The following is a 24,996-nucleotide window of genomic DNA, read 5'->3' as shown; positions in this document are numbered from 1 at the left end:
AGTGCCCCGGATACGCCGTGCGCGTACCCTCAGACCTGGGGTACGTGCACGAGTTCTTCGGTCTCTTTCAAAATGAAGTCGTGGAAGGCCTGTGCCACTGTCGACAGACGCTTCCCCGAGCGATGCACAATGTACCACTCGCGCAACACCGGGAAACCCTCCACGTTCAGCACCACGAGACGCTTGAGAGCAAGCTCCATCTCCAGGGTGTGCACCGACAGCAGCGCGAGCCCCAGGCCGGCCTCGACGCCCTGCTTGATGGCCTCGGTGCCGCTCATCTCGATGGGCGTGGTCGGGGTCAAACCCTTCTCGGCGAACACGCGCTCCATCAGCGAGCGGGTACCGGAGCCCTGTTCGCGCATCAGAAAGGCCTCGCCCTGCAGCCACTCCAACGGCACCTGCGTCGCCGTGGCGAGCGGATGCGAGGGCGGCGCGATCACCACCAGCGGGTTGGGCATGAAGCCCTCCGCCACCAGATCCAGGCCCTCGGGCGGCATGCCCATGATGACGAGATCGGCCTGGTTCTCGCCGAGCGCACGGATCAGACCGGCGCGGTTGGTGACGTCCAGGCTGACGCTGACGTCCGGATGGCGCTTGCGGAACGCCGCCCACAGGCGCGGTACGAAATAGTTGGCGGTGCTCGCCACGGTGATGTTCAGACGCCCGCGCTTGAGGCCCCGCATCTCCTCGAACACCTGTTCGGCCTCGGCCAGCAGCAGGGTGATGGAACGGCTGTAGCGCTGCAGTTCCTGGCCGGCCTCGGTGAGGTACACGCGTTTGCCCAGCAGCTCGAACAACGGCACCCCGGTAGCCTGCTCCAATTGTTTGATCTGCATGGAGACGGCCGGCTGCGTCAGGTGCAGCTCCTCGGCGGCCTTGGTGAAGCTCAGATGACGTGCAACGGCCTCGAAGATCGTGAGCTGACGGAAGGTGAGATTCATGCTGTCTGCCGGGTGGACTGTGGGCGACGTCCGCTCGGCGTTATCGCCGGCGCCAGGCCCGTGCCTCAGCAGCTACTTATAATGATCCATGGCGGTGACGTCCAGTGCGGACGGCCACTGATTTTCACTTTACTTCATCGGCTGCGCACGTCAAAATCGCTTCACCCCGGCGCCGATACGATGCAGCCAGGGCAACCTCCAGAGTGAACGGAATCTATGGCAGCTCATATGCCAGCAGGTCCACTGTCGAATGGCGCGTTGGCGTTTTTCCGCGAATTTCTGAAACACCCCCTGCAGATCGGCTCGTTCATTCCGAGCTCACGCTTCCTCGAACAGCGTGTGCTGGGGGTGTCCGGCATCGGTGCGGCCCGCACGGTCGTCGAACTCGGTGCCGGTACCGGCGGCACCACCCGGGCGATCCTGCAGGCGATGGCGCCGCAGGCGCGGCTGCTGACGATCGAGATCAACCCACGCTTCCATCGGTTGGTGAGCGGTATCGAGGATCCGCGGCTCATTGCCCATCTGGGCAGTGCCTGTGATCTGGAGAGTATTCTCGCGCAACACGGGCTGGGTGCTCCCGACGTGGTGATCTCCGGCATCCCGTTCTCCACCATGAGCCCGCATCTGGGATCCCAGGTACTCGCGGCGATCTCCGCCCAACTGGCCCCCAGCGGTCGTTTCGTCGCCTACCAGTGGAGCAACCGCGTGGCCTCGTTGTGCCGCCCCTACCTGGGCCGCGAACGCATGGCGCTGGAACTGCTCAATATCCCGCCCATGCGGGTCTATCAATGGGAGAAGGCCGTCGCCGAAGCCGATGCCGGCCGCGGTGGCTAGCAGGCTACACTCGTTCGTCAGGTCACCCCGTTCCCGTCGTCGGCCACCCCCGGGGCGCCGCCCTCCACCGCAATATAATCGATGCTGATACGGTCGCCCGCGACCGGCCGGAACCAGCTGTCGGCGAATGCCCGGTGGGCCGGATGGTCGCGGTACGTGGGGATCACGGCCTCACCGGCGAAGCGCACCAGCCAGCAATGCCGATATTTCGCGTCGGGGGTCACCGCATCGCCGGTGAACACCCGGCGCACGCCGGGTATGGTGGCGAGGACCTCGCGCCCCTCGCGCATGATATCCGGTACCCGCTCGCGCGCACCCTCCGCGACGTTGTAGACGATGAGATGCTCGACCTCGCGCCAGGGCCGTGCCGCGGCGAGCACCTCGTCCGCCCGCCCCGCCGCGCCCCACAGTTCGGTGCAGCGTTCGACCTCGGCGGCGATGGCCGCGCGCACATCCTGCACCAGCCCCGTGTACCCGGCGCGCGGATCAGCCGCGGCCCGCGCGCGCACGCTGGCGGCGGCGGCATCGGCCAGCGCCGTATAGTAATTGATCTTGGCCACACCACGCCCGATCAGCGCGCGGAACTGCGCATCGCTCAGGCCGGTGCCGCCGTGGATCACCAGCGGGATACCGAGCCGCTCATTGATCGCCGCGAGCCGCTCGAAATCCAGCCGCGGCTCGCCGTGCAGGCGGCCGTGCACCGTGCCGATCGACACGGCGAGAAAATCCACGCCGGTGCGCCGCACGTAGTCGGCGGCCTCCGCGGGCACGGTGTAGACGATCTCGCCGGGATGCTTCCCGGCGTCCTCGCCCTCGACGCCGGCGACGTAGCCCAGCTCGCCCTCCACCGGGACCCCGCAGCCGCGCGCCATCTCGACCACCGCGCGCGTGGCGGCGATGTTGTCTTCCAGCGGCAGGGTGGCGGCGTCGACCATGACGCCGGTGCAGCCGAGATTGATGGCGCGCACAGCCGATTCCAGACTCGCACCGTGATCGAAATGGATCGCCACCGGCACGCGCGTGCGGCGCGCCGCGGCGACCGTCGCGGCCATGACAAGCTCAAAATCGTAATGCTCGAAATGGGATTCGGCGAGACTCAGGATCACCGGCGCCCGCCGGCGCTCCGCGGCGGCGATGATCGCCTCCAGAAAATCCAGACTTACCAGATCGAAGGCCCCAACGGCGTATTTGTTCCGGTATGCGTGCAACAGCAGGTCGCGCATATCGACCAGCGCCATGACTCACCTCGCATCCATCGTGCTCTGACCGCTTATGGCGAGCCGGCCCCGGTGAGGCGTTCCCTGAGGATGTGCTCCAGGTCATCCAGCACCGTGCCCATCACCAGTCCGGCGTGAATATGATACAGATCGAGTCGGCAGACAACCGGCTCGTGCAACGCGCTGCGCCCGTGCGTATCGAAGCCGTGCCAGGCCAGTACCGGCAGGTCATTGCGTCCCGTATCCACACACAGCCAGCGGTCGTCGTCGAGGACCAGCTCCAGGCCGCGATGTCGCGGCCGCTGCAGCGCGACGCGCAACGGCCGCGGCAAGCGGAGCAACGCAATACGCACCTGATTGTAGCAGGCCGCGTCGACCCGCTTCTCCAGGCGACGCAGGGGCTGTATGTCGGACTGTATCCACATGGGATCCACCTCCGGCCGCGACCCCGGCGGCCCGTCGTCGCTCATACCGCGTCGGCGCCATCTTCGCCCGTGTCGAATACGCGGCTGGCGCGTATGTCTTCCGCCTCGATCGTGATCAGGTCGATCTTCCGCAGGCCCTTCGCGCCGCTCGCGAACAGGCGGTTGGCCTGGCGCAGGCGGGCACGGTCGAGGGCGTTGCGGATCGAGCGCGCATTGGAGAAATGGCTCTGCTGCATACGCAGCGCGATGTATTCGGCGCAGGCCTGCTCCCCCGCCTCGCTGAAGCGGTAGTTGAGATTGGCCAGCATCAGCTTGGCGATGACCAGCAACTCCGCGGCCGAATAATCAGGGAAATCCAGATGATGGGCAATGCGCGAGCGCATGCCCGGGTTGCTCTCGAAGAACCGCTCCATCTTGTCCTTATAGCCGGCCAGGATCACCACCAGATCATCACGGTTGTTCTCCATGACCTGCAGCAGGATCTCGATGGACTCCTGCCCGTAGTCACGCTCGTTCTCCGGCTTGTACAGATAATAGGCCTCGTCGATGAACAGTACCCCGCCCATGGCCTTCTTGATGACCTCTTTGGTCTTGGGCGCGGTATGGCCGATGTACTGACCGACCAGATCGTCACGTGTGACCGTCACCAGATGGCCCTCGCGCACGTAACCGAGACGTTTGAGGATCTCGCCCATCCGCAGCGCCACCGTGGTCTTGCCGGTACCGGGGTTGCCGGTGAAGCACATGTGCAGTGTGGGCGTCTCGGCGGATAGCTCGAAGCGCCGGCGCAACCGGTCGATCAGCAGCAGGGCGGCGATCTCACGGATGCGCGTCTTCACCGGCTTGAGCCCGACCAGCTCACGGTCCAGCTTGTCCAGCACCTCCTGGATGTTCGATGCCTTGAACTCAGCCTCCAGATCCACGCGGGTGTCATCGTTCAGCAACTGTTGTTCGATGTCTTGCAGCACCGCTTCCACTCCCATCGGCCACCTCCCGGCTCAATCAAAGGTGGCGGGGCCCATCCCTGAGCCACCGCCGCAGACCTGCCTGTCGTCAGTACCGTTCACCCTCTGCCCGGTCAGTGGCGTAGCTGTGGATGGTATAGCGGACGCTTCTGCCCCCAACCTCCTGCCGCACCAGACCGAAGCCCGGCTCGTTCTTCGGCCGGTTGACGATGAACGACATGCGCGGTGTCTCCCAGCCGCGCGTCGAATCGAACGCCGTCACGCGCACGTAGTGGCCGGAGAACGTCTTGCGACAGTTGTTGATCTCCATGAGAATGCCGGCCGGGTCCTTGAGATCGAACATGGGCATGCCGTACATCTCCCAATAGGTGTTGCGCGGGTGTGGATCATCGGTGTACTCGACGTTGACTGCCCAATTGTTTTTCAGGGCATACTTGATCTGCGCAGTGATCTGTTCGTCGGTCAGGTCCGGCAGGAACGAGAACTGCCCCTGGGTTACGCGATTGCCGTGATTGGTCATCATGTTGGTATCTCCTGGTGAGCGTGATCAGACGCTGGCGGTCGCGGTCGGCAAGAAATCTGCCGTATCGGTCGACTCGTAATTGAAGGTGACATCCTTCCACGTATCCAGCGCGGCACGCAACGGTGTGCACCACTTGGCGGCGGCCTCCAGGATCTGCGGACCTTCCTTGAGATAGTCGCGGCCCTCGTTGCGTGCCATGACCATCGCCTCCAGCGCCACGCGGTTCGCGATCGCGCCGGCCTGAATGCCCATCGGATGACCGATGGTGCCGCCACCGAACTGCAAGATGACATCTTCACCCAGGTAATGAATCAGCTGATGCATCTGCCCGGCATGGATACCACCCGAGGCCACTGGCATGACCTTGTTGAGCGACCCCCAGTCCTGCTCGAAGAACAGGCCGTTCTCGAGGCTCATCGGCGTATGCGTGTCGCGCAAAGTGTCGTAGAAGCCCTTGATCATCAGCGGATCGCCCTCGAGCTTGCCGACCACGGTGCCGGCATGGATATGATCGACACCCGCCATGCGCATCCACTTGCAGATCACGCGGAAATTCATACCGTGATTCTTCTGCCGCGAATACGTCGAGTTGCCGGCACGGTGCAGGTGCAGGATCATGTCGTTCTTGCGCGCCCATTTGGCCATACTCTGGATCGCGGTGTAGCCGATCACCAGGTCGATCATGACGATCACCGAACCGAGCTCCTTGGCGAACTCGGCCCGCTCGATCATTTCTTCCATGGTACCGGCGGTGACGTTGAGGTAATGACCCTTCACCTCACCAGTCGCCGCGGACGCCTTGTTCACCGCCTCCATGCAGTACAGAAAGCGGTCGCGCCAGTGCATGAAGGGTTGTGAGTTGATGTTCTCGTCGTCCTTCACGAAGTCGAGACCACCCTTGAGCGCCTCGTACACCACACGACCGTAGTTGCGGCCCGACAGGCCGAGTTTCGGCTTGGTAGTGGCACCCAGCAGCGGGCGGCCGAATTTGTCGAGACGCTCACGCTCTACGACGATGCCGGTGGCCGGGCCCTGGAAGGTCTTCAGATAGGCGACCGGAACGCGCATGTCTTCCAGGCGCAACGCCTTGACCGCCTTGAAGCCGAACACGTTGCCGATGATCGAGGCGGTGAGGTTGGCAATCGAGCCGGGCTCGAACAGATCCAGGTCATAGGCAATGTAGGCGAAATACTGTGCCTCTGTCGCCGTGCCCGCCCCGGTGTTCGGCACCGGATCGACCCGGTAGGCCTTGGCCCGGTAGAGTTCGGATGCCGTGAGCCGGTCGGTCCAGACCACGGTCCAGGTGGCCGTCGAGGACTCACCGGCCACCGCGGCGGCGGCCTCCTCCGGATCGACGCCGGGCTGCGGCGTGATGCGGAACAAGGCGATGATGTCGGTATCCTTCGGTTGATACTCCGGCTCCCAATAGCCCATCTTCTTATAGGGGATAACACCGGACTTGTAGCGCTCCTTGGCGCTGGTGATCGTTTCGCTTTTACCCATGTCAGCCTCCGCTGTTGTCGTCGACTCAGAAAAGACAGAAAACCCCACAACCTCTACCCTCAATGCCCTGTCGTGCGGTGGATACGGTGGTGGTGAATCGATGTTGCCGAAGCGGGGCTATCAATAACAGTTGATATTTTCGATACTCTGCATAGACGAAACCCTATACAACGGTTCTGCGAGCGATACACCACTACGCCCTCTGCAGTGACGACACGGACTGGAGCTCAAGTCACCGACCACGGATCGCGTCGTCTGCCGGTAACGATGGATGCCGTGAACCGCTTACGAATTTTTCCGGAGGACACGTATGCGCCACAGCACACTGCGACAACTCGAAGTATTCGAGGCCATCGCGCGGCTCGGCAGTTTCACGCGCGCGGCCGAGGAACTGTTCCTGACGCAGCCGACGGTGTCGATGCAGATCAAAAAGCTCACCGACGCGGTGGGCCTGCCATTGTTCGAACAGGTCGGTAAGAAGATTTTTTTGACCGAGGCCGGCCGCGAACTGCATAAGACTTGCCGCGAGGTCTTCAAGGAGCTGGCGTATTTCGACATGGTGGCAGCGGACATGAAGGGATTGAAGTGCGGATCACTACGGCTTGCCGTGGTGACGACGGCAAAGTATTTTGCCCCGCGCCTGCTCGGCCCGTTCTGTCAGCGCTATCCGGGTATCGAGGTGTCGCTCGAGGTGTTGAATCGCGAGCGCATACTGGATCGCCTGCATGACAACGTGGACGACCTGTATATCCTCGGTCAGCCGCCCGAGGATATCGACGCCGTGGCCGATCCGTTTCTGGAAAATCCACTGGTCGTGCTGGCGCCCCCCGACCATCCGCTGGCCGGAAAGAAGAAGATCCCACTCGCGCGTCTCGCCGCTGAACCCTTTCTGCTCCGCGAGCCCGGATCGGGCACACGCGCGGCCTGCGAGCGGTTGTTCGCGGATCACGGCCTGTCGGTGAAGGTACGTATGGTGCTCGGCAGCAACGAGGCCATCAAGCAGGCGATCATCGGCGGCCTCGGCGTGTCGGTATTGTCCGGGCACACCCTGACGCTGGATGCACCGCTCGGACAGCTGGTGATTCTGGATGTCGAGGGATTCCCGATCCCACGCCACTGGTACGTGGTCTATCCGCGCGGAAAACTGCTCTCGGTCGTCGCGCGCACCTTCCTCGACTATCTGAAATCGGCCCCGAAAACGCCGCCGACGCAGCCCCGGCGCCGCACCAGGGCGGACACGTCCGCTGCCTCACCGAGGCAGTCGGCACGACGCAAGAAGACGCGATAAATGCGCTGATCCGGGAAGAGTCTATTTGGTAATGGATGCAAACAGTACCGGCAGCTTCTCCGGCAGTCGGTCGACGTTGTCGACGATGGTGTAGTTGTTCCTGCCGAAGATGCGCTTGACGTAGTTGTCGGCATTCGGGTCCAGCGTCAGACAGTAGGTCGTTACACCTTTGCCGTAGAGTTCCTCAACCGCCTTCTTGGTATCGTAGCGCAGGTGCTGCGGATCGCGCTCATCGATGTCCGCCGGTGCGCCGTCAGTCACCACCAGCAGCAGCTTGCGCCGCTCCGACTGCTTGAGCAAATGCTGTCCTGCATGGCGCAGCGCCGCGCCCATCCGCGTGGACAGCCCGCCGGTCATGCCGGCCAGGCGCGCCTTGACGTCATCCGTGAACTTCTCCTTGAAGTCCTTGAAGCGGTAATAGTGCACGTCATGACGACCATCGGAATTGAAGCCGTGAATGGCGAACGGGTCGCCGATCCCACTGATGGCGGTGGCGACGAGCGCGCAGGCCTCGCGGGTGAGCTCGATGACGGTCTTCTCCGCACCCAGCATCTTCTCGTTGGTCGATTCGGACAGGTCGAGTAGGATGACCACGGCCAGGTCGCGGCTCTTGATGACGTTGCGCATGGTGATGCGCGGATTGGGCTGCCGGCCCATACGGATCGACACCATGGCATCGATGGCGGCGTTGATGTCGATCTCGTCGCCGTCTTCCATGTTGCGCTGGCGGATCACCCCCTCGGGCTGCAGCATGTCGATGATCTGCCGGATGCGGTGTGCGATCGGACGGTGTTCGATCAGGATACGGTCGACGATCTCCGGATCATTCTTGGGCTGGCGTCGTTCGTACAGCGTCACCCAGTCAGGCCGGTGCAACTGCACCTGATAATCCCATTCCTGATAGTGGAAGGGATCGGAGACCGGCTCCTTGCCTTCCAGTTCATTGATGGTGCAGCCTTCCTGGTCCAGGTAGAAGGGCGTCGTCAGACGCCAGATTTCCTGGGCATCATCGCCGGCCAACTCGCAGTCCAGCTCGTTGACCATCTCCATGACGCTGACGGTCTTGCGCACCTGCTGCTGGTGACCGGGCATGAGCTCCGCCTCGCGATCCCAATCGAACTCGGCGAATTCCCACACATAGCGATTATCGTCGCGGTAGGGAACACGCAGAGTTTCGAGGATACGCAGGCTGGGTACGTCCTTGCGGGCCGCGTAGAGGTTGAACAGTTCCAGGCCCAGGTGCCAGGAGAATTGGCCATCGGTTTTGTTGGCCTCGACGTTGGCATGGAACTTCTCGACGATGGCCGCCACCTCGGCGTCCGCTGCCTTCACGGTGGGATCCAGCAGCGCCAGCGCGATCTGCTCCAGCGCCTCGACGGTGGGATGCTCCAGTCTGCCTTCACGTGGCACCTGCATGATGGAACGCCACAGCCTGCGCAGCCCGGGGAAGTCCTGCGCGGCACAGTATTCGACACGCGCATCCTCTATGAAGCCGATGAACCACATCTGCGCGGGACTCAACTCCTGTGCCGAGATGGATGCGTGCGTGTAGATCAGGTGCGCAGCCAGATGGCCGGCGCTGGCGCGATAGAGCTCCAGCCCCTGGACCTCACCGTAGTTATCCAGCGCATCGGCCAGGTACAGCACCCGCTTGTCGATGTAGGGCTTGAATCCGGATAGATCCGCCTGGGTGGGGCGCAACCAGAAGTCCCGTCCCCAGAGCGCGCGCAGGTAGAAATTGATCTTGCGCTGGACGTCGATGAACAGTGTGCCGCGACGTTCCTTCTGCAGTACCGCCTTGGAGTCCTGGGTCTCCAGATTGAAGTAGGCGACCAGGTTATTGAGATCGCGACGATAGGCCTCGGCACCGAAGTTGGCCCAGCGGCGCAGACCACCGAGCGTGAGCTTGGACAAGAGTACATCCATGTGGTTGAACATCGGCCGCAGGCCACGCGGGGCCTTGGCCGATACTGAATGGATGACCTGCAGGTAGCTGCGCACCATCTCTGCATCGCCGAGGCGGCGGGCGGCAGTAGGCAGGCTGGCGAACAACAGCTCGATGACCTCCCCCGAGGTCATCGACGACAGCTTCAGCGCGGCGTGCACCACATCCTGAATGATTTCTTCGCCGACCTCCCTGGCAACCAGTGGCATCTCTTCGAGGTAGGTGACCACCAGCTTGCCGCCACGCCCCAGATCGCACAGGCCCCGCGCGCCCTGCAGGTAGTCGCTCAGGCCGGCCGGCGAAATGACGCGCGCGGCCTCATGAAAGATGTCGTCGAGCCGGTCCTTCAGCTCAGGCGCGGCCTTGACCAGGGTTTCGCGATAGTCGTCGAGATTGATGCTCATGGTTGTCAGTGAGGCGTGAGGTGTGAGGAGTGAGGGGTAAAACCTTCAATGGCCACGGAAGCACACGGAAGGACACGGGAAAATAATGATGTAGAAGCCCGGGCATCAAGCTGCACAATCACCGAGTGGAGTTTTTGCAGATTGAATTCTTCCGTGTGTTTCCGTGTGCTTCCGTGGCAAAAAATGGTTTTGCTGTTCACGCCTCACTCCTCACGCCTCACGCTTCATGCCTCACCCAAAGAACGTATTCACCACCGCATCGAGCGTATCGCGCATGTCCGGGTCGTCGGTCAGCGGACGTACCAGGGTCATGCTGCAGGCGGCGACGGGCTCGACGCCCTTGACGATCAGCTGTGCTGCGTAGACCAGCAGACGCGTGGAGATGCCTTCATCCAGGCCGTGGCCCTTCAGGTTGCGGGCACGGTGTGCGACCTGTACCAGCTTGTCGGCAGTGGCCTTGTCGACGCCGGTCTCGGTGGACACGATCTCGGCCTCAGTCTCGGCCTCGGGATAGTCGAAATCGAGCGCAGCAAAGCGCTGCTTGGTCGACTGCTTCAGATCCTTCATCAGGCTCTGATAGCCCGGGTTGTAGGAGATCACCAGCTGGAAATCCTTGTGCGCCGGGAGCAACTCACCCTTCTTGTCGAGCGGCAGCACACGGCGATGGTCGGTCAGCGGATGGATCACCACGATGGTGTCCTGGCGCGCCTCGACCACTTCGTCGAGATAACAGATGGCGCCGATACGTGCGGCCGTGGTCAACGGGCCGTCCTGCCACTTGGTACCGTCTTTGTCGAGCAGGAAGCGGCCGACCAGGTCGGAGGCGGTCATATCCTCGTTGCAGGCCACAGTGATCAGCGGGCGCCCGAGCTTCCACGCCATGTATTCCACGAAACGGGACTTGCCGCAGCCGGTCGGTCCCTTGAGCATCATCGGCATGCGTGCCCCATAGGCACTGGCATACAGGTCGGCCTCGTTGCCGACCGGACGGTAATAGGGTTCTGTCTCGATCTGGTACTGCTTGGCAGCATCGGTCATGGTCATGTCCTAGTCTGTTGGGTAAGGAGTTAGGAGTGCGAAGTTAGGAGTGAAAATCAAAACCACTTTTAGCCACGGAAGCACACGGAAAGACACGGAAAAATAATAATGTAAAAGCCCAGATACCTAGGGAACCTCTGATTAACCCGTCATGGCGAGGATGCCTAGACCCGAAGGGTGGGGTACCCATAATGAAGCCCGCAGGGCTTCTATGGGCGCAGCGACGCGGCAATCTCCAAGCTATTGATCTGGCGTCGAAAGAGATTGCCGCGCTTCGCTCGCAATGACGGTACGGCGAATTAATCAGAGATCCCCTAGCTATACGATCATTGGCTGGGATTTTGCGGATTGAATTCTTCCATGTTTTTCCGTGGCCATTAAAGGTTTTACTCCTCACTCCTGACACCTCACCCACAAAAAAACCCCTGACCGGCAACGGCCGACCAGGGGTTTGATCTTCACACCCTGGTGGTGATCAGGCCGTCATGGGACCGCGATAGATCACCATCGACGCGCCCTGGGACTGCTTCAGGTTGTCGTAGCCGACCAGACGCACGTGGTGCTTCGGGTGCGCCTTGTGGCACGCCTCCGCCTCGGCCAGGATCTTCTTGACGTCGGTCTCGCCGAACATCGGCAGCTTCCACATGTACCAGTAGTGATCGAACGCATTCTCCGTCTCGGTGTGCTCGATGGCCGGATTCCAGCCCTTGCTGACGATGTAGGCGACCTGTTTCTCCATATCGCTGTCCTTCATGGCCGGCAGATAAGAGAAGGTCTCGAACTTGCGACTGGCCGGATCGGACAGGCGGCTGTCGTAGTCTTGCATTTCGCTCATTGTTTGCACCTCATATACTTTTGGTATTCCAGTGACCGTGAGGGCCACTGGTATCAAACTAAACTATGGCGATGAGATACAAGGTGCAAGATACAAGGGGAAACCGTGATTTGATTTTCTGAACTTGTATCTTGCCTCTTGCCTCTTGTATCTGGCGAAGCCTTACTTATGCGCCACATCCAGCTTGTCCACCGTATCGAACTCGAACTTGATCTCCTTCCACGTCTCCATGGCGATCTTGAGTTCGGGGCTGTGCTTGGCGGCGGCGATAAGGACGGCCTTGCCTTCCTTCTCGATGGGCACACCCTGATTACGGGCCTCTACACAGGCCTCCAGCGCGACGCGGTTGGCGGCTGCACCGGCGGCATTGCCCCACGGGTGACCCAGGGTACCGCCACCGAACTGCAGCACGGAGTCATCGCCGAAGATGGTGACCAGTGCCGGCATGTGCCACACGTGGATACCGCCTGAGGCCACGGCGAAGGCACCCGGCATGCTGCCCCAATCCTGATCGAAGAAGATACCGCGGCTGCGGTCTTCCTTGATGTAGGACTCGCGGAGCAGATCGATCCAGCCCAGGGTCGCTTCACGATCGCCTTCCAGCTTGCCGACGACGGTGCCGGTGTGCAGGTGGTCACCACCGGACAGACGTAGGATCTTGGTCAGCACACGGAAGTGAATGCCGTGGTGCGGGTTGCGGTCGAGCACGGCGTGCATGGCACGGTGGATGTGCAGCAGCATGCCATTGTCACGGCACCAGTTGGCCAGGCCCGTGTTGGCGGTGAAACCACCGGTGATGTAGTCATGCATGATGATCGGCGCACCGATATCCTTGGCGTGCTCGGCACGCTTGTACATCTCTTCCGGCGTCGGGGCGGTGACGTTCAGGTAGTGCCCCTTGCGCTCGCCCGTCTCTTTTTCGGCCTTGTTGATAGCCTCCATGACGAAGTCGAAGCGGGTGCGCCAGCGCATGAACGGCTGACTGTTGACGTTCTCGTCGTCCTTGGTGAAATCCAGACCACCGCGCAGGCATTCGTACACGGCGCGGCCGTAATTCTTGGCGGACAGACCGAGCTTGGGCTTGATGGTGCAGCCGAGCAGCGGGCGGCCGTACTTGTTCATGATATCGCGCTCGACCTGAATGCCCTGGGGCGGGCCACCGCAGGTCATCACATAGGCGATCGGAAAGCGCACATCTTCCAAACGCAGCGCGCGCACCGCCTTGAAGCCGAACACGTTGCCGACCAGCGAGGTGAATACGTTCACCACCGAGCCCTCTTCGAACAGGTCGATCGGGTAGGCGATGAAGGTATAGAAGCAGGTGTCGTCACCCGGCACGTCTTCGATGGCGTAGGCGCGGCCCTTGTAGTAGTCCAGGTCGGTCAGCAGGTCGGTCCACACCGTGGTCCAGGTGCCGGTCGAGCTTTCTGCTGCCACGGCGGCGGCGGCCTCTTCACGCGGCACACCGGTCTGCGGCGTGATCTTGAAGCAGGCGAGGATGTCGGTGTCCTTCGGGGTGTAGTCGGGCATCCAGTAGGTTTCGCGGTAATCCTTCACACCCGCGCTGTACGTTTTCACTGCCATGGGTCTACTCCTCAACAGTCGCTCGAAAATTCGGTAGGCGTCGGAGCGTGCGTGGCACGCCGGTCGCCGATCGGTGCCGGGACGAGCCGGCCAATGACGCCGCTCCATCCAGTGGAGAGGAGTCTACAAGGTAACTTTCATAAATGATATTCAGAGTTAATAATGAATTGCATAAATACTATTTATGCAATATCGGCCGGTCAGGCACCCAGCGGACCAGTGATCTCATCCATCAGGTCGTGCTGCGGGGCGGTAGATATCCACGACCTCCTGCGGCAGTTGCTGAACGTCATCAAGGATAGGGTAGTGCGCGTGACCGTATAAGTACGGCAGATCATCGCGCGCATCCATCAGGCTGGGAGGGCAAACGTACCGCGCGGGTGATGCCCATCAGGTCGTTGGAGACCATGCGGACATAGTCCGCCGGGGCCTGTTGGCCCCGATCGATAGACAGTGATCGCGGACAGGCGCGGATCAGTGCGGCCGGGCTACCCGGACGATAACCCACCGGAAGGCATCACCGCGGGTTATCGTCCGGAATTTCCGGGTTCAAACGGCCGAGTGACCCTTGAGTTCCACCTTTACATTCTGCTCAGCGGTCAGGCCGGCATAATATTTCTGCAGCACCTTGGCGACTTCGGGACGGCTGAAGGTCGGTGGCAGATCCTGACCTTCGGACAACATGGCGCGCACCTTGGTACCGGACAGCAGCACGCGGTCATCCTTGGTATGCGGGCAGGTGCGCTGCGAGGCCATGCCGCCGCACTTGTTGCACCAGAAGGTCCAGTCGATGTTCAGGTTCTTGGTCTCCAGCGCATCCTTCGGGATCTCGTCGAAGATCTGCTGCGCATCGAACGGGCCGTAATAATCGCCCACACCAGCGTGGTCGCGACCGACGATGAGGTGCGAGCAGCCGTAATTCTGGCGGAATAAGGCATGCAACAAGGCCTCGCGCGGACCGGCATAGCGCATGTCCAGCGGATAGCCGGCCTGGATCACGGTGTTGGGCGCGAAATAGTTGTCGATCAGGACCGAGATGGCTTCCGAACGTACCTCGGCGGGAATATCACCGGGTTTCAGGGCGCCGAGCAATGAGTGGATCAGCACGCCGTCCATCGTCTCGATGGCGATCTTGGCGAGGTATTCGTGCGAGCGGTGCATGGGGTTGCGGGTCTGGAAGGCGGCGATCCGCGACCAACCCATCTTCTCGAACGCGGCGCGGGTTTCCGCGGGCGTCATGAACTGTTCGCCGTATTCCTCTTTGAAACCGCCTTGCGAGAGCACCTTGACGGGGCCGGCGAGGTTCACGTCACCCTGGGCCATGACCATCTTGACGCCGGGATGCTCCAGGTCGGTGGTCTTGTACACCTGCATGCACTCATGTGCCTTGTCGATGGTGTACTTCTCGGCGATCTTCATGGTGGCCAGAATTTCGCTGCGTTCCGGATCGAACAGCGCGATCTCTTCGCCTTCCTTGAGACCGTCCGCGATGGCCTGGTCGGTGGACAGCGTGATCGGGATGGGCCAGAACAGGCCGGAGGCCATCTTCATGCCGTCGCACACGCCCTGCCAGTCGGCATGGGTCATGAAGCCGGTCAGCGGCGTGAAGCCACCGATACCCAGCATGATGAGGTCACCCGCTTCGCGAGACGAGACGTTGACCTTCTTGAGACCTGCGGCGCGCTTTTGCTCGTCCGTCAGGGCCTGGCCTTCCAACAGCAGGGGTTTGAGTTCACCCCCACCATGCGGTCTGACTAGCTTCGACATGGGGTTCCTCGTATCTTCACGGCGGCGTTTGGCTGGGATGATCAAGATGAAAACCGGGGGCGCACCACCTCACACCCGCGCGGGCCCAGGGGCTGTCACCTTAAGGGCTCACCCGCGGGATGCCAAGTAATTTTATCTTTAGGCGTCATAAAAAACCCTTATCAGATTTAATGGAGGGCGCACCCTCTGCAATCATCTGTTTCCACTATGGAATAGATTCTCAGGTCTATTAGAATATTATAATATTTTATGAACAGCTCAGATTTCCTGATTGGTTAAAGAATGAGCGTTTCTATAGAGTACAACATCCCCCTTACCTGGCAACGGACCTACACAGAATCATTATGCGCGAGCCCAAGCCCATCCACGACCCGTTGCACGCGCCGGCAGACGCTCAGGGCCGCATCGAGGTAAAGAACACCACCTGTTACATGTGCGCCTGCCGCTGCGGCATCCGCGTCACCCTGCGCGATGGTGAGGTCCGCTACATCCAGGGCAACCCCGACCACCCCTTGAACCAGGGTGTGATCTGCGCCAAAGGCGCCTCGGGCATCATGAAGCAGTACTCCCCGGCACGCCTCACCCAGCCGCTCAGGCGCAAGGCGGGGGCCGACCGGGGCGACAACGCCTTCGAGGAGATCTCCTGGGACGAGGCCTTCGGGATCATGGAAGAGCGCCTGGCCGAGATCCGCGCCACCGACCCCAGGAAGTTCGCGCTGTTTACCGGCCGCGACCAGATGCAGGCCCTGACGGGTCTGTTCGCCAAGCAGTTCGGCACACCCAATTATGCCGCGCACGGCGGCCTGTGCTCGGTGAATATGGCCGCGGGCATGATCTACACCATCGGCGGCTCCTTCTGGGAGTTCGGCGGCCCCGACCTGGACCGCTCCAAGCTGTTCATCATGATCGGCACCGCCGAGGACCACCACTCCAATCCACTCAAGATGGCGCTGTCCAAGTTCAAGCGTAACGGTGGCAAGTTCATCTCCATCAATCCGGTACGCACCGGCTATTCCGCCATCGCCGACGAGTGGGTGCCGATCAAGCCCGGCACCGATGGCGCGCTGCTGCTGGCGCTGATCAACGAGATCATCAACCAGGGCCTGTATGACCGCGACTTTCTGGTGCAATACAGCAACTCCGCGCAACTGGTGAACATGGACGAGGACAGCACCGAGTACGGCATGTTCGTGCGCTTCGAGGTACCGCACGAGGAAGGCTGCTTCGATCCGCAGAATGCGCTGTGGTGGGACCGCGTGCTGAACCGCGCGATCGCCACTCACACCGAGGGCGCAGACCCCTTCCTGCTCGGCGAATTCCGTCTCGACGACGGCACGCCGGTCAAGCCGGCCTTCCAGCTGCTGGTCGACCGGGTCAAGGACTACACGCCGGAATGGGCCGCCAAGATCACCGGCATCCCGGTCGAGACCATCAAGCGGCTGGCGCACGAAATGGGCATCGTCGCGCGTGACCAGAAGATCGAGCTGCCGATCCCGTGGACCGACACCTGGGGCCGGGAGCACGAGACGGTCACCGGCAACCCGGTGTCTTTCCATGCCATGCGCGGCCTGGCCGCGCATTCCAATGGGTTTCACACCATCCGCGCCTTGTCGATCCTGATGTCCATGCTCGGCACCATCGACCGGCCCGGCGGCTTCCGCCACAAGGCACCCTTCCCGCGGCCGATCCCGCCCTGCGCGAAGACCCCGTCCGATCCCGCTGCCGTGCGGCCCAACACCCCGCTCGACGGCATGCCACTGGGCTGGCCGGCCGACCCGGATGATCTGTTCGTGGACGACCAGGGCAATCCGGTGCGTATCGACAAGGCGTTTTCCTGGGAGTACCCGCTGGCGGTGCACGGCCTGATGCACAATGTCATCACCAATGCCTGGCGCCAGGATCCCTACAAGATCGATACGCTGATGATCTTCATGGCCAACATGGCCTGGAACTCGTCCATGAACACGAGCGAAGTCCGCAATATGCTCAACGACAAGGACGAGCATGGCGAATACAAGATCCCTTTCCTGATCGTCGCCGACGCCTTCCAGTCGGAGATGGTCGCCTACGCCGATCTGGTACTGCCGGACACGACCTACCTCGAGCGTCACGACGTCATGTCCATGCTCGATCGGCCGATCTCCGAATTCGACGGACCGGTCGATGCCGTGCGCATCCCGGTGGTTCCGCCCAAGGGGCAGTGCAAGCCCTTTCAGGAGGTGCTGATCGAGATGGCCTGGCGCCTGAAGCTGCCCGCATTCACGCGCGAGAACGGCAAACGCAAGTACCGCGACTACCCCGACTTCGTCATCAACTACGAGACCGAGCCGGGTTCCGGTATCGGCTTTCTCGCCGGCTGGCGCGGCAAGGGCGGCGAGAAGTTCCTCCAGGGCGAGCCGAATGCGAAACAGTGGGAGATGTACGAGAAGAACAATTGCGTCTTCCAGTACCACCTGCCCAAATCCTACCAGTACATGCGCAACTGGAACCAGGGCTACCTGGAGTGGGCGCGACGCCATCGTCTGACGCGCTACGCCGAACCCATCCTGATCCACATCTATTCCGAGGTGCTGCAGAAGTTCCGTCTGGCCGCACAGGGAAAGAGTCAGGGCAGGCAGCCGCCCCGGCATCTGCGCAAGCGCGTCGAGACCTATTTCGACCCGCTGCCGTTCTATTACGAGCCGCTGGAGGCACAGCTGACCGATCTGCAGAAATATCCACTGAACGCGGTCACCCAACGCCCGATGGCGATGTACCACTCCTGGGATTCACAGAACGCGTGGTTGCGGCAGATCCATACCTATAACTTTCTGCATGTGAATCCGGTCACCGCACGCCAGCAGGGCATCGCCGACGGTGGCTGGCTGTGGCTGGAATCACAGTGGGGCAAGGTGCGCTGCCTGTGCCGCTATTCCGAGGCGGTCGAGCCCGGCACAGTGTGGACCTGGAACGCCATCGGCAAGGCCTCGGGCGCCTGGGGCCTGGAGCCCGGCAGCAACGAGTCCAAACAGGGCTTCCTGCTCAATCACGTCATCAGTGAGGAGCTGCCACCCAGCGACGCGGGCGAGCATCTCTCCAACTCCGACCCGGTCACCGGTCAGGCGGGCTGGTACGACGTACGCGTGCGCATCTACAAGGCCGCCGACAGCGAAGAGCAGGTCTCTTCCCCACAGTTCGATCCGCTGCCCCCGATCCCCGGCCAGCCAAAGGAGAGGAAAACCTGGCTGACCTATTTCGCTGGCGGCAAGAAGCGCGCTTGATCTGAAACATTTTCACCACGAAGGACACGAAGGACACAAAGATTTTTTAATGCTTGTTCGGCAGATAGTCGGCGCTGGCTGTGCACCCATTCCATTCAGCAACGGCTTTTGTAACGAATTCGCTTTTCCTTAGTGTCCTTTGCGTCCTTCGTGGTTAAGCATAAAAGGTTTGTAACATGACGCAACTGGCATTGGTTATCGATCTGAACGTCTGCGTTGGCTGTCATGCCTGCGTGACGTCGTGCAAGGAATGGAACACCTCGGGTGCGGCCGGCTATCTGGCCGACTTCAACCCGTATGGCACGGACCCGACCGGTACCTTTTTCAATCGCGTGCAGACCTTCGAGGTCGGCACCTACCCGAATACCGAGACAGTGCATTTTCCGAAGAGCTGCCTGCATTGCGAAGACCCCCCGTGCGTACCCGTCTGCCCGACCGGCGCCAGCTACAAGCGCCCGCAGGACGGCATCGTGCTGGTCGACTACGACAAGTGCATCGGCTGCAAATACTGCTCCTGGGCCTGCCCCTACGGCGCGCGTGAGGTCGACGAGCACCTCAAGGTGATGAAGAAGTGCACCTTGTGCGTCGACCGCATCTACGACGAGTCGCTGCCTGAAGCCGAGCGCAAACCCGCCTGCGTGCTGGCCTGCCCGACCAACGCGCGCCTGTTCGGCGACGTGCATGACCCGGAATCACAGGCTTCGGTGGCCATCCGTGAGAATGGCGGCTACCAGCTCATGCCCGAGTGGGGCACCAACCCGGCGAACCACTATCTGCCGCGGCGCAAGACGCGCATCAAGATCCACGAGGATGAACTGGAACGCGTCGACAACCCGCTGAAGAAGGAACGCCAGCAGCCTCAGCCCGGCTTCGACGAACCCACGCTGGATGATGTGACTAGCTGGTAAGGCGCTTTGCGCCTTACCAGCAGATACAAGGGGCAAGAGACAAGATACAAGTATGTGTATCCCGCGTCTGCACTCTGTATCTGAAGTTACTTGTATCTTGCACCTTGTATCTTGTATCTGAGGTTTATATGCACCCGGCATTCTCGGTAATCTTTCTGACGACACTCAGCGGCGTTGGCCAGGGGCTGTTCCTGGCGCTGTTCACCGGCCATCTGTACTCGGTGATCAAGGTCGTGCCCATGCAGGCCGACCCACAGACCTTCTACGGTCTGGGCAGCCTGATCGCGCTGCTGTTCCTCGGCGGCGGCCTGCTGGCGTCGTTCTTCCACCTCGGCCGGCCGGAACGCGGCTGGCGCGCCATCGCCCAGTGGCGCACCTCCTGGCTGTCGCGCGAGGTCATCGTACTGCCGGCGTTCATGGGGCTGCTGGCGCTGTATGGTCTGGTGCAGTATCTGGACTGGAACCCGTACCTGTTCGATCTCGGGCCGATCCATGTCGATCTGGCACTGGTGACGGGCACCGTGACGACGATCATGGCCTTCGTACTGTTCCTCTGCACCGGGATGATCTATGCCTGCATCAAGTTTCTGCAGGAATGGGCCACGCCGCTGACGGTGGTGAACTACACGCTGCTGGGTGCCGCGAGCGGCTTCACCCTCGCGACCGCCTTCGCGGCCTTGTATGCACCCGAACTGGTGACGCTGTATGGCACCTGGGCGATCATCATCACCCTCACGGCACTGATCACGCGGGTGGCCTCGCTGCTGCGCAACGCCCGCATCAAACACAAGTCGTCATTGCAGACCGCCCTCGGCATGCGGCATACGCAGATTGTGCAGAAGTCCCAGGGTTCCATGGGCGGCTCGTTCAACACCCGGGAATTCTTCCATGGCAGGAGTGCCCGCTTCCTGAAGTCGATCAAGTGGATTTTCCTGGTGCTGGTGTTCCCGGTACCGGTGCTGCTGCTGGCGGCCGGCCTGTCACCGGCGGCGTTTGCCGTGCTGCTGACGGCCTTTGTGGTCCAATACCTCGGCCTGATCGCCGAACGGTGGTTTTTCTTCGCGCAGTCGAACCATCCGCAGAATCTGTACTACCAGACGATCTAGGAGCCTGTCGGACTTGAGCGATCGTCGCGAGTAAGGCGGGAGAGCAGTCTCAAGTCCGACAGGCTCCGGGGGGAGGGCCCGGCGCGGCGGGCCGGATCAATCCAACTCGTGCAGCCAGCGCTGGATACGCGCCGCGTCGACGATGCCGGTCACGGCCTCCACGACCGTGCCATTGCGGACCAGGTAGGTCCGCGGCAGCTCGCCATGCCAGCGGCGGTCGACCTCGTAGCGCAGCCGCTGCGCCGGCGCGGCGAACACCCAGGAATCCACCGACTCCAGACCATACTGCGCAAGCAGCGCCTCGATCTCGGCGGCATCGGCGGGTGTGTCGGTCGATACCAGCACCAGTGGCAGCTGTTCCTCTTGACGCTGATGCTCGCCCCACAACGCCAACTCGCGGTAACAGGGCGGACAGTCGATCGACCAGAAGCTCAGCACGAAAAGGCCGTCGTCACGCGTCTCCAGCAACTGTGTGTAGCTGCCGGTCACGAACGGCTGCGGCGCCGCGGCCTGGCAGAGCGCAGGCGGCAGGAACACGGTGAGCAGCAGCCCCGCGGTGCAAATCCCCGCTCGGAGTCTGGAGCGCAGCGTCATTCTCCTTCCCCCACCGGCAGCAGACGGAAACCCTCGGCGCGTGCGTACCAGGCGACATAGACTGCCTTGCCATCAGTGAGCAGGAAAGGATAATCCACATCGCCGTCCGACTGCGCGATGTCCTCGATCGGCTGCCAGGTGTCCCCGCCGTCCGCGGAGCGCATCAGACGCACACGGTTGACGCGGCCGTCGAACTCCTGCCAGGCGAGATAGACATGGCCCGCATGTGCGAGCACGTCGGCATGCCCGGCACCGGCCTCGTAGACGCCAACCGATACCGGCTCCGTCAGGCTGCGGCCGCGATTGCCGGAATGTGCATAAAATACGCCGTGGCGGCGCTCGGCGTTGTCGAACCAGACCATGTGGTAGACACCATCGGCGTCGATATCCAGCGCGGGCCCATGATGCGGACAGGCATCCACCCGCCACTCGTCGAAGCTCACCCTGACCGGCTCGGTCGGTGCACCCGGCGCATCGAAACTCACCAACGCATGGTCGCGGATGTGGTCGCCGAACACATGCCGCCACATCAGAGCCGGCTGGCCGTCGGGATCGACGGCGGCGGCGATGCGACAGCACTCGCAGCTGTTGTCGAGCAGCTTGCGGTTGGGCCGGAAGCTCTGGCCACGGTCGGCAGACCAGGTGTAGTAGAGGGCCGCACCGAGATATTCATCGCCACGGCCGGCCGCACGCGCCTGATCGCGCTTGTCCAGCCAGGCGATGAGGATGTTGCCGTCGCCGTCGACGGCGAGCGTATCGAAGCGGTGACTGATTTCGGCGCGATCATCGTTGACGATCAGCGGCGCACTGAAGCTGCGGCCCCCATCCAGCGAGTGCGTGAAGCGGATCTGCCCGGTGAAGCGCTTGCTCAGCAGTTCGGTCCAGGAGACATAGATCTCACCCTGCGGTCCAAAGGCGATCTTGGGGCGGTTCTCGCCATGGGCCCCGATCTTCTGCGGCGTGGCATTGACCTTGACCGGAGTAGCGAAATTCCGGCCGCGATCATCTGACTGGCTGACATACACATGCCCGCTCTGCGCCCACGTCACCCACAGACGGCCGGTCGCATCGAAGCGCGCCGACGGCGCCTGGGCGCAGCGCAGTGAGGGGGCCGTCAGGCTGTCCAGACAGGGATCGACATCCGCGGCCGGTGGCGCTGCCCGCAGCAGGCCGCCGGCCCCCAGCGCTGCGACCAACAGGATACCGCTGCCCAGTAAACGCATGTTATGTCCCTCCGCGGAACGCGCCAGCACCCGGCCAGCCGTGAGACAGCTGTGTTCCGATTGTTTCACGGCGTTTCATTCTGAAGCGCGCCGCCCGCATGTTTCACGACGAATACCGTCGCAGGCGCTCACTCCCACGTGTAGTTGAGGCCGACGTACAGCGTGCGCTCCAGGCCCGGGGCGTACTCGAAGCGTTCCGGGCTGCCAAACGCCGCCGCCCGGTAGGCGGCGGCTGTGGCATAGCGCCTGTCGGTCAGATTCATCACGCGCGCGTAGAGCTCCAGCGACTTGCCCACAGGATAGTCGGCGCGCAGGTTGTAGACCGAATGGCCATCGTACTTGTGGGTATTGGCCTGATCCATCCAGTAGTCGCCCAGCCGCTCCCATTCCGCCTCGATACGCCCGCCGTTCAGCAATAGCGGACGCCAGTTCAGACGCAGGCTCGCCATCACCCGTGGCGCGGATTCCATTTCGTTGCCACTGAAATCCACGTTGCCGCCGCCGACCCGCGCCACCCAGTCCTCGTAGGTGTGTTTGGCATACGAGAAGGCGACGCCCAGCTCAAGGCGCTCTGCCAACGGCGCCGCCAGGCCGAGTTCGATGCCGCGGTGCAAGGTTTCGCCGGCATTCACCACCTCGGTCGCGCCGGTCACCGGATCGCGGTAGTTGAGGATGTCGTCTCTCTTGGTCATGTGATAGACCGACAGCTCGTAGCGTGTCTCGTGGCGTGTCTGGGCGAAAGCCCGGCCGCGCACGCCGACCTCGTAGTTGTCGACCTTGACCGGATCCAGTCCGACCGTGTTGACGGCGCTGCCCTGCCGGAACAACTGGCCCTCGGAGGGCACGCGGAAGGCATGTCGGTAGGACACGAAGCCGTTCAGCGTAGTGGAGAAGCGGTAGGTCGCACCGAGCTTGGGGCTCAGGTGTTCGTAGTCGACCTTGGTGCTCTCGGGCCGTTTGTGCGCCCCGGTCGTCAGCGGCGAGAGCTTGTTGTCGTAGTCGTAGGTCGCCGTATCGTAGCGCAGGCCGGCCGAGAGACGCAGGCGCTCCGTGGGCGAGGCCTCGGCATGCACGTAGGGCGCGATGCCGGTGTAGCTCACGTCGTAGTCGTAGATCAGCTCGTCGATACGGTAGCTCACATAGGTCTTGCCGTCGGCCGCGAGCGTCGGATCGATGCTGTGCTCCAGGAAACTGCCGGGACTGTGGTCGATATCCACACCGACGATGACGCGCGTGCGCAGCGGCTCGAAGTCACGGCGGTACTTGACCAGTAGACCGAGTGAATCGTTCTCGGTCTCGTAGACGGTCGGGTCGTAACTCAGCGACCAGTTGGGCAGCAGCTCCATGAAGTTGTGTCGCACGTAAGGCGTAATACTCAGGGCACCGTCCACAGTCTCCTTCTCATAGGCGACCGACAGGCGCGCGGCCTGCACGTCCCGGTAGGAGATCGGCGTATAGTTGCGGGTCGGATCGTTCTCGTAATCCTCCCGATACAGCCGCGAACTGCCAGCCGTCTGCTGGTTGATGTTGGAGGCGGTCAGCAGTGTCTTGACCGTCGCACCCGAATCCAGGAAGGCGTCCCAGCGCACGCTGCCGCTCTGGCGGTCGTATTCGGTAGCCTCGCGCCAGCCATCGGTATGGGTCAGGTTGAGGTCGCCGCGCACACCGCCGCTGTCCCCGCCGGTACCGGCGGTCGCCAGCAGGCGCGCCCAGCCGTGGCCACCGCCCTCGACGCCGAACTCGGCCTCCGGCGCCAGCGGTGCCGGGCGTGACAGCACATTGATGACCGCACCGATGGCATCGCTGCCGTACAGGGCGGTGCCCGGCCCCTTCAGGACCTCAACACCGGCCGACTGGGGGATGTTCACCTCATACAGTGCGTTGTGATTGAAGAAGCCCGTCGAGCGGGTCGGGATACCGTCTTCCAGGAACAGGTACAGCGGACTGGTGGTCAGCGGCTGACGGATCGCGGTCATATGCCCTTCGCCGTTGGTAGTGCTTACATGTGCGCCGGGCACACGCGTGAACACCTCGCCGGGATGGGCGGGACGCACGGCCTTGATCTCGGCCGCGCCGACCGTATCGACCGTCGCGGCCGTTTCCGCCTTGGGCGCCTCTTCGCGGGTGGCCGTCACGGTAATCTCGGCACGATCGCCAGCGGCTGCGATGACCGGCCCGCAAGGCAATGCGAGCACTGCGCACAGCGTGCCGAAGTGGCGCTGGAGGTGATTCATGGAAGAGAGGACTCCTTATGGTTCAGGACTGGACCGGGAGCCGGTGCAGGGGCCTTACCTCATTGCAACGCGAAGGCCATGAGATATTCGACCCGCAACGGCGTATCGATTGCGGCCGGTGGTGCCGGCAGAGGCGCGGCGCGGCGCAGGGTCTGTTCGGCGGCAAGACGCAGCAGTTTGGGGCCGCCCATCACCTTGAGGTCGCGTATCGTGCCCGCGCCCGACAGCACGAAGCTGACCTGCACCGACGCCTCCATACCCTGGCGGCGCGCCGCTGAGGGATAGAACTTGTGGCGCTCGATATGGGCGAACAGATCCTGCAGATAGCGCTCGCGCAGCTGCTCGGCCGTCGGGCCGGCCGGACGCTGCGGCACGGCCGCCGGGGCCGGCCTGGCGATGGGC

20 protein-coding genes are annotated in these 24,996 nt (G+C 62.4%); 5 read left to right on the top strand and 15 right to left on the bottom strand.

From position 1 onward, the window contains the following. Nucleotides 1-29: 29 nt before the first annotated feature. On the bottom strand, nt 30-941 hold the full coding sequence (locus K8I04_02060) for a LysR family transcriptional regulator (protein ID MBZ0070503.1): 912 nt from the start codon (nt 939-941) through the stop codon (nt 30-32). 216 nt (nt 942-1,157) lie between these two features. Here K8I04_02060 and K8I04_02055 point away from each other — a divergent pair, with 216 nt between their 5' ends. Then, nucleotides 1,158-1,775 (top strand): methyltransferase type 12, encoded by a 618-nt coding sequence (locus tag K8I04_02055; protein ID MBZ0070502.1) that lies wholly within the window; start codon nt 1,158-1,160, stop codon nt 1,773-1,775. Between the two features lie 17 nt (nt 1,776-1,792). Here the strand turns inward: K8I04_02055 and K8I04_02050 are convergent, their stop codons facing one another. The 5 genes from K8I04_02050 to K8I04_02030 all read right to left on the bottom strand — a co-directional run bounded on the left by K8I04_02050 (nt 1,793) and on the right by K8I04_02030 (nt 6,408). Beyond that, nucleotides 1,793-3,013 carry a ketose-bisphosphate aldolase gene (locus K8I04_02050; protein MBZ0070501.1) on the bottom strand — a complete coding sequence of 407 codons (1,221 nt, stop codon included), beginning with the start codon at nt 3,011-3,013 and terminating at the stop codon, nt 1,793-1,795. Between the two features lie 32 nt (nt 3,014-3,045). Next, on the bottom strand, nt 3,046-3,417 hold the full coding sequence (locus K8I04_02045; GenBank protein ID MBZ0070500.1) for a hypothetical protein: 372 nt from the start codon (nt 3,415-3,417) through the stop codon (nt 3,046-3,048). Between the two features lie 41 nt (nt 3,418-3,458). After that, nucleotides 3,459-4,400, bottom strand: a complete 942-nt coding sequence (gene cbbX / locus K8I04_02040; protein MBZ0070499.1) for a CbbX protein — start codon at nt 4,398-4,400, stop codon at nt 3,459-3,461. 70 nt (nt 4,401-4,470) lie between these two features. Next, a complete protein-coding gene (locus tag K8I04_02035) occupies nt 4,471-4,905 on the bottom strand; it encodes a ribulose bisphosphate carboxylase small subunit (protein ID MBZ0070498.1) in 435 nt (144 codons plus the stop codon). Between the two features lie 24 nt (nt 4,906-4,929). Continuing rightward, on the bottom strand, nt 4,930-6,408 hold the full coding sequence (locus K8I04_02030; GenBank protein ID MBZ0070497.1) for a ribulose-bisphosphate carboxylase large subunit: 1,479 nt from the start codon (nt 6,406-6,408) through the stop codon (nt 4,930-4,932). A gap of 310 nt (nt 6,409-6,718) precedes the next feature. On the opposite strand from K8I04_02030, the gene K8I04_02025 reads away from it, so the two are divergent. Next, nucleotides 6,719-7,696, top strand: coding sequence for a LysR family transcriptional regulator (locus tag K8I04_02025; protein ID MBZ0070496.1), 978 nt, complete (start codon nt 6,719-6,721; stop codon nt 7,694-7,696). Between the two features lie 21 nt (nt 7,697-7,717). On the opposite strand, the gene K8I04_02020 is transcribed toward K8I04_02025, so the two are convergent. The 5 genes from K8I04_02020 to sat all read right to left on the bottom strand — a co-directional run bounded on the left by K8I04_02020 (nt 7,718) and on the right by sat (nt 15,269). Continuing rightward, nucleotides 7,718-10,045 carry a VWA domain-containing protein gene (locus K8I04_02020; GenBank protein ID MBZ0070495.1) on the bottom strand — a complete coding sequence of 776 codons (2,328 nt, stop codon included), beginning with the start codon at nt 10,043-10,045 and terminating at the stop codon, nt 7,718-7,720. A 231-nt stretch (nt 10,046-10,276) separates the two neighbouring features. Next, nucleotides 10,277-11,083 (bottom strand): CbbQ/NirQ/NorQ/GpvN family protein, encoded by an 807-nt coding sequence (locus K8I04_02015; protein ID MBZ0070494.1) that lies wholly within the window; start codon nt 11,081-11,083, stop codon nt 10,277-10,279. A gap of 475 nt (nt 11,084-11,558) precedes the next feature. Then, nucleotides 11,559-11,918, bottom strand: a complete 360-nt coding sequence (locus K8I04_02010) for a ribulose bisphosphate carboxylase small subunit (GenBank protein MBZ0070493.1) — start codon at nt 11,916-11,918, stop codon at nt 11,559-11,561. A 162-nt stretch (nt 11,919-12,080) separates the two neighbouring features. Further along, entirely contained in the window at nt 12,081-13,502 is a 1,422-nt protein-coding gene (locus tag K8I04_02005; protein MBZ0070492.1) for a form I ribulose bisphosphate carboxylase large subunit, read from the bottom strand. A gap of 549 nt (nt 13,503-14,051) precedes the next feature. Further along, nucleotides 14,052-15,269 (bottom strand): sulfate adenylyltransferase, encoded by a 1,218-nt coding sequence (sat, locus tag K8I04_02000; protein MBZ0070491.1) that lies wholly within the window; start codon nt 15,267-15,269, stop codon nt 14,052-14,054. A 344-nt stretch (nt 15,270-15,613) separates the two neighbouring features. Here sat and K8I04_01995 point away from each other — a divergent pair, with 344 nt between their 5' ends. From K8I04_01995 to K8I04_01985, 3 genes are all read left to right on the top strand, one after another. Next, entirely contained in the window at nt 15,614-18,529 is a 2,916-nt protein-coding gene (locus K8I04_01995; GenBank protein ID MBZ0070490.1) for a molybdopterin oxidoreductase family protein, read from the top strand. A gap of 176 nt (nt 18,530-18,705) precedes the next feature. Next, nucleotides 18,706-19,437, top strand: coding sequence for a 4Fe-4S dicluster domain-containing protein (locus tag K8I04_01990; GenBank protein MBZ0070489.1), 732 nt, complete (start codon nt 18,706-18,708; stop codon nt 19,435-19,437). Between the two features lie 128 nt (nt 19,438-19,565). Beyond that, nucleotides 19,566-20,543 (top strand): dimethyl sulfoxide reductase anchor subunit, encoded by a 978-nt coding sequence (locus K8I04_01985; GenBank protein ID MBZ0070488.1) that lies wholly within the window; start codon nt 19,566-19,568, stop codon nt 20,541-20,543. A gap of 96 nt (nt 20,544-20,639) precedes the next feature. Here K8I04_01985 and K8I04_01980 read toward each other — a convergent pair whose 3' ends face one another. The 4 genes from K8I04_01980 to K8I04_01965 form a co-directional block, all read right to left on the bottom strand. Continuing rightward, nucleotides 20,640-21,137 carry a TlpA family protein disulfide reductase gene (locus K8I04_01980; protein MBZ0070487.1) on the bottom strand — a complete coding sequence of 166 codons (498 nt, stop codon included), beginning with the start codon at nt 21,135-21,137 and terminating at the stop codon, nt 20,640-20,642. Next, the gene (locus K8I04_01975) at nt 21,134-22,360 is read right to left on the bottom strand and encodes an exo-alpha-sialidase (protein ID MBZ0070486.1); all 1,227 of its coding nucleotides are present in this window, start codon (nt 22,358-22,360) and stop codon (nt 21,134-21,136) included. The genes K8I04_01980 and K8I04_01975 overlap by 4 nt, the downstream gene beginning before the upstream one ends. Nucleotides 22,361-22,488: 128 nt before the next feature. Next, the gene (locus K8I04_01970) at nt 22,489-24,594 is read right to left on the bottom strand and encodes a TonB-dependent receptor (GenBank protein ID MBZ0070485.1); all 2,106 of its coding nucleotides are present in this window, start codon (nt 24,592-24,594) and stop codon (nt 22,489-22,491) included. 59 nt (nt 24,595-24,653) lie between these two features. Continuing rightward, nucleotides 24,654-24,996, bottom strand: a 343-nt coding sequence (locus K8I04_01965; GenBank protein MBZ0070484.1) for a TonB family protein, incomplete at its 5' end; no start/stop codon positions are given.

This window comes from Gammaproteobacteria bacterium (assembly GCA_019911805.1).
Classification (GTDB): domain Bacteria; phylum Pseudomonadota; class Gammaproteobacteria; order Thiohalobacterales; family Thiohalobacteraceae; genus JAHJQQ01.
The sequence above is the reverse complement of the archived record's forward strand: the minus strand, read 5'-3'. Positions and strand labels throughout refer to the sequence as shown.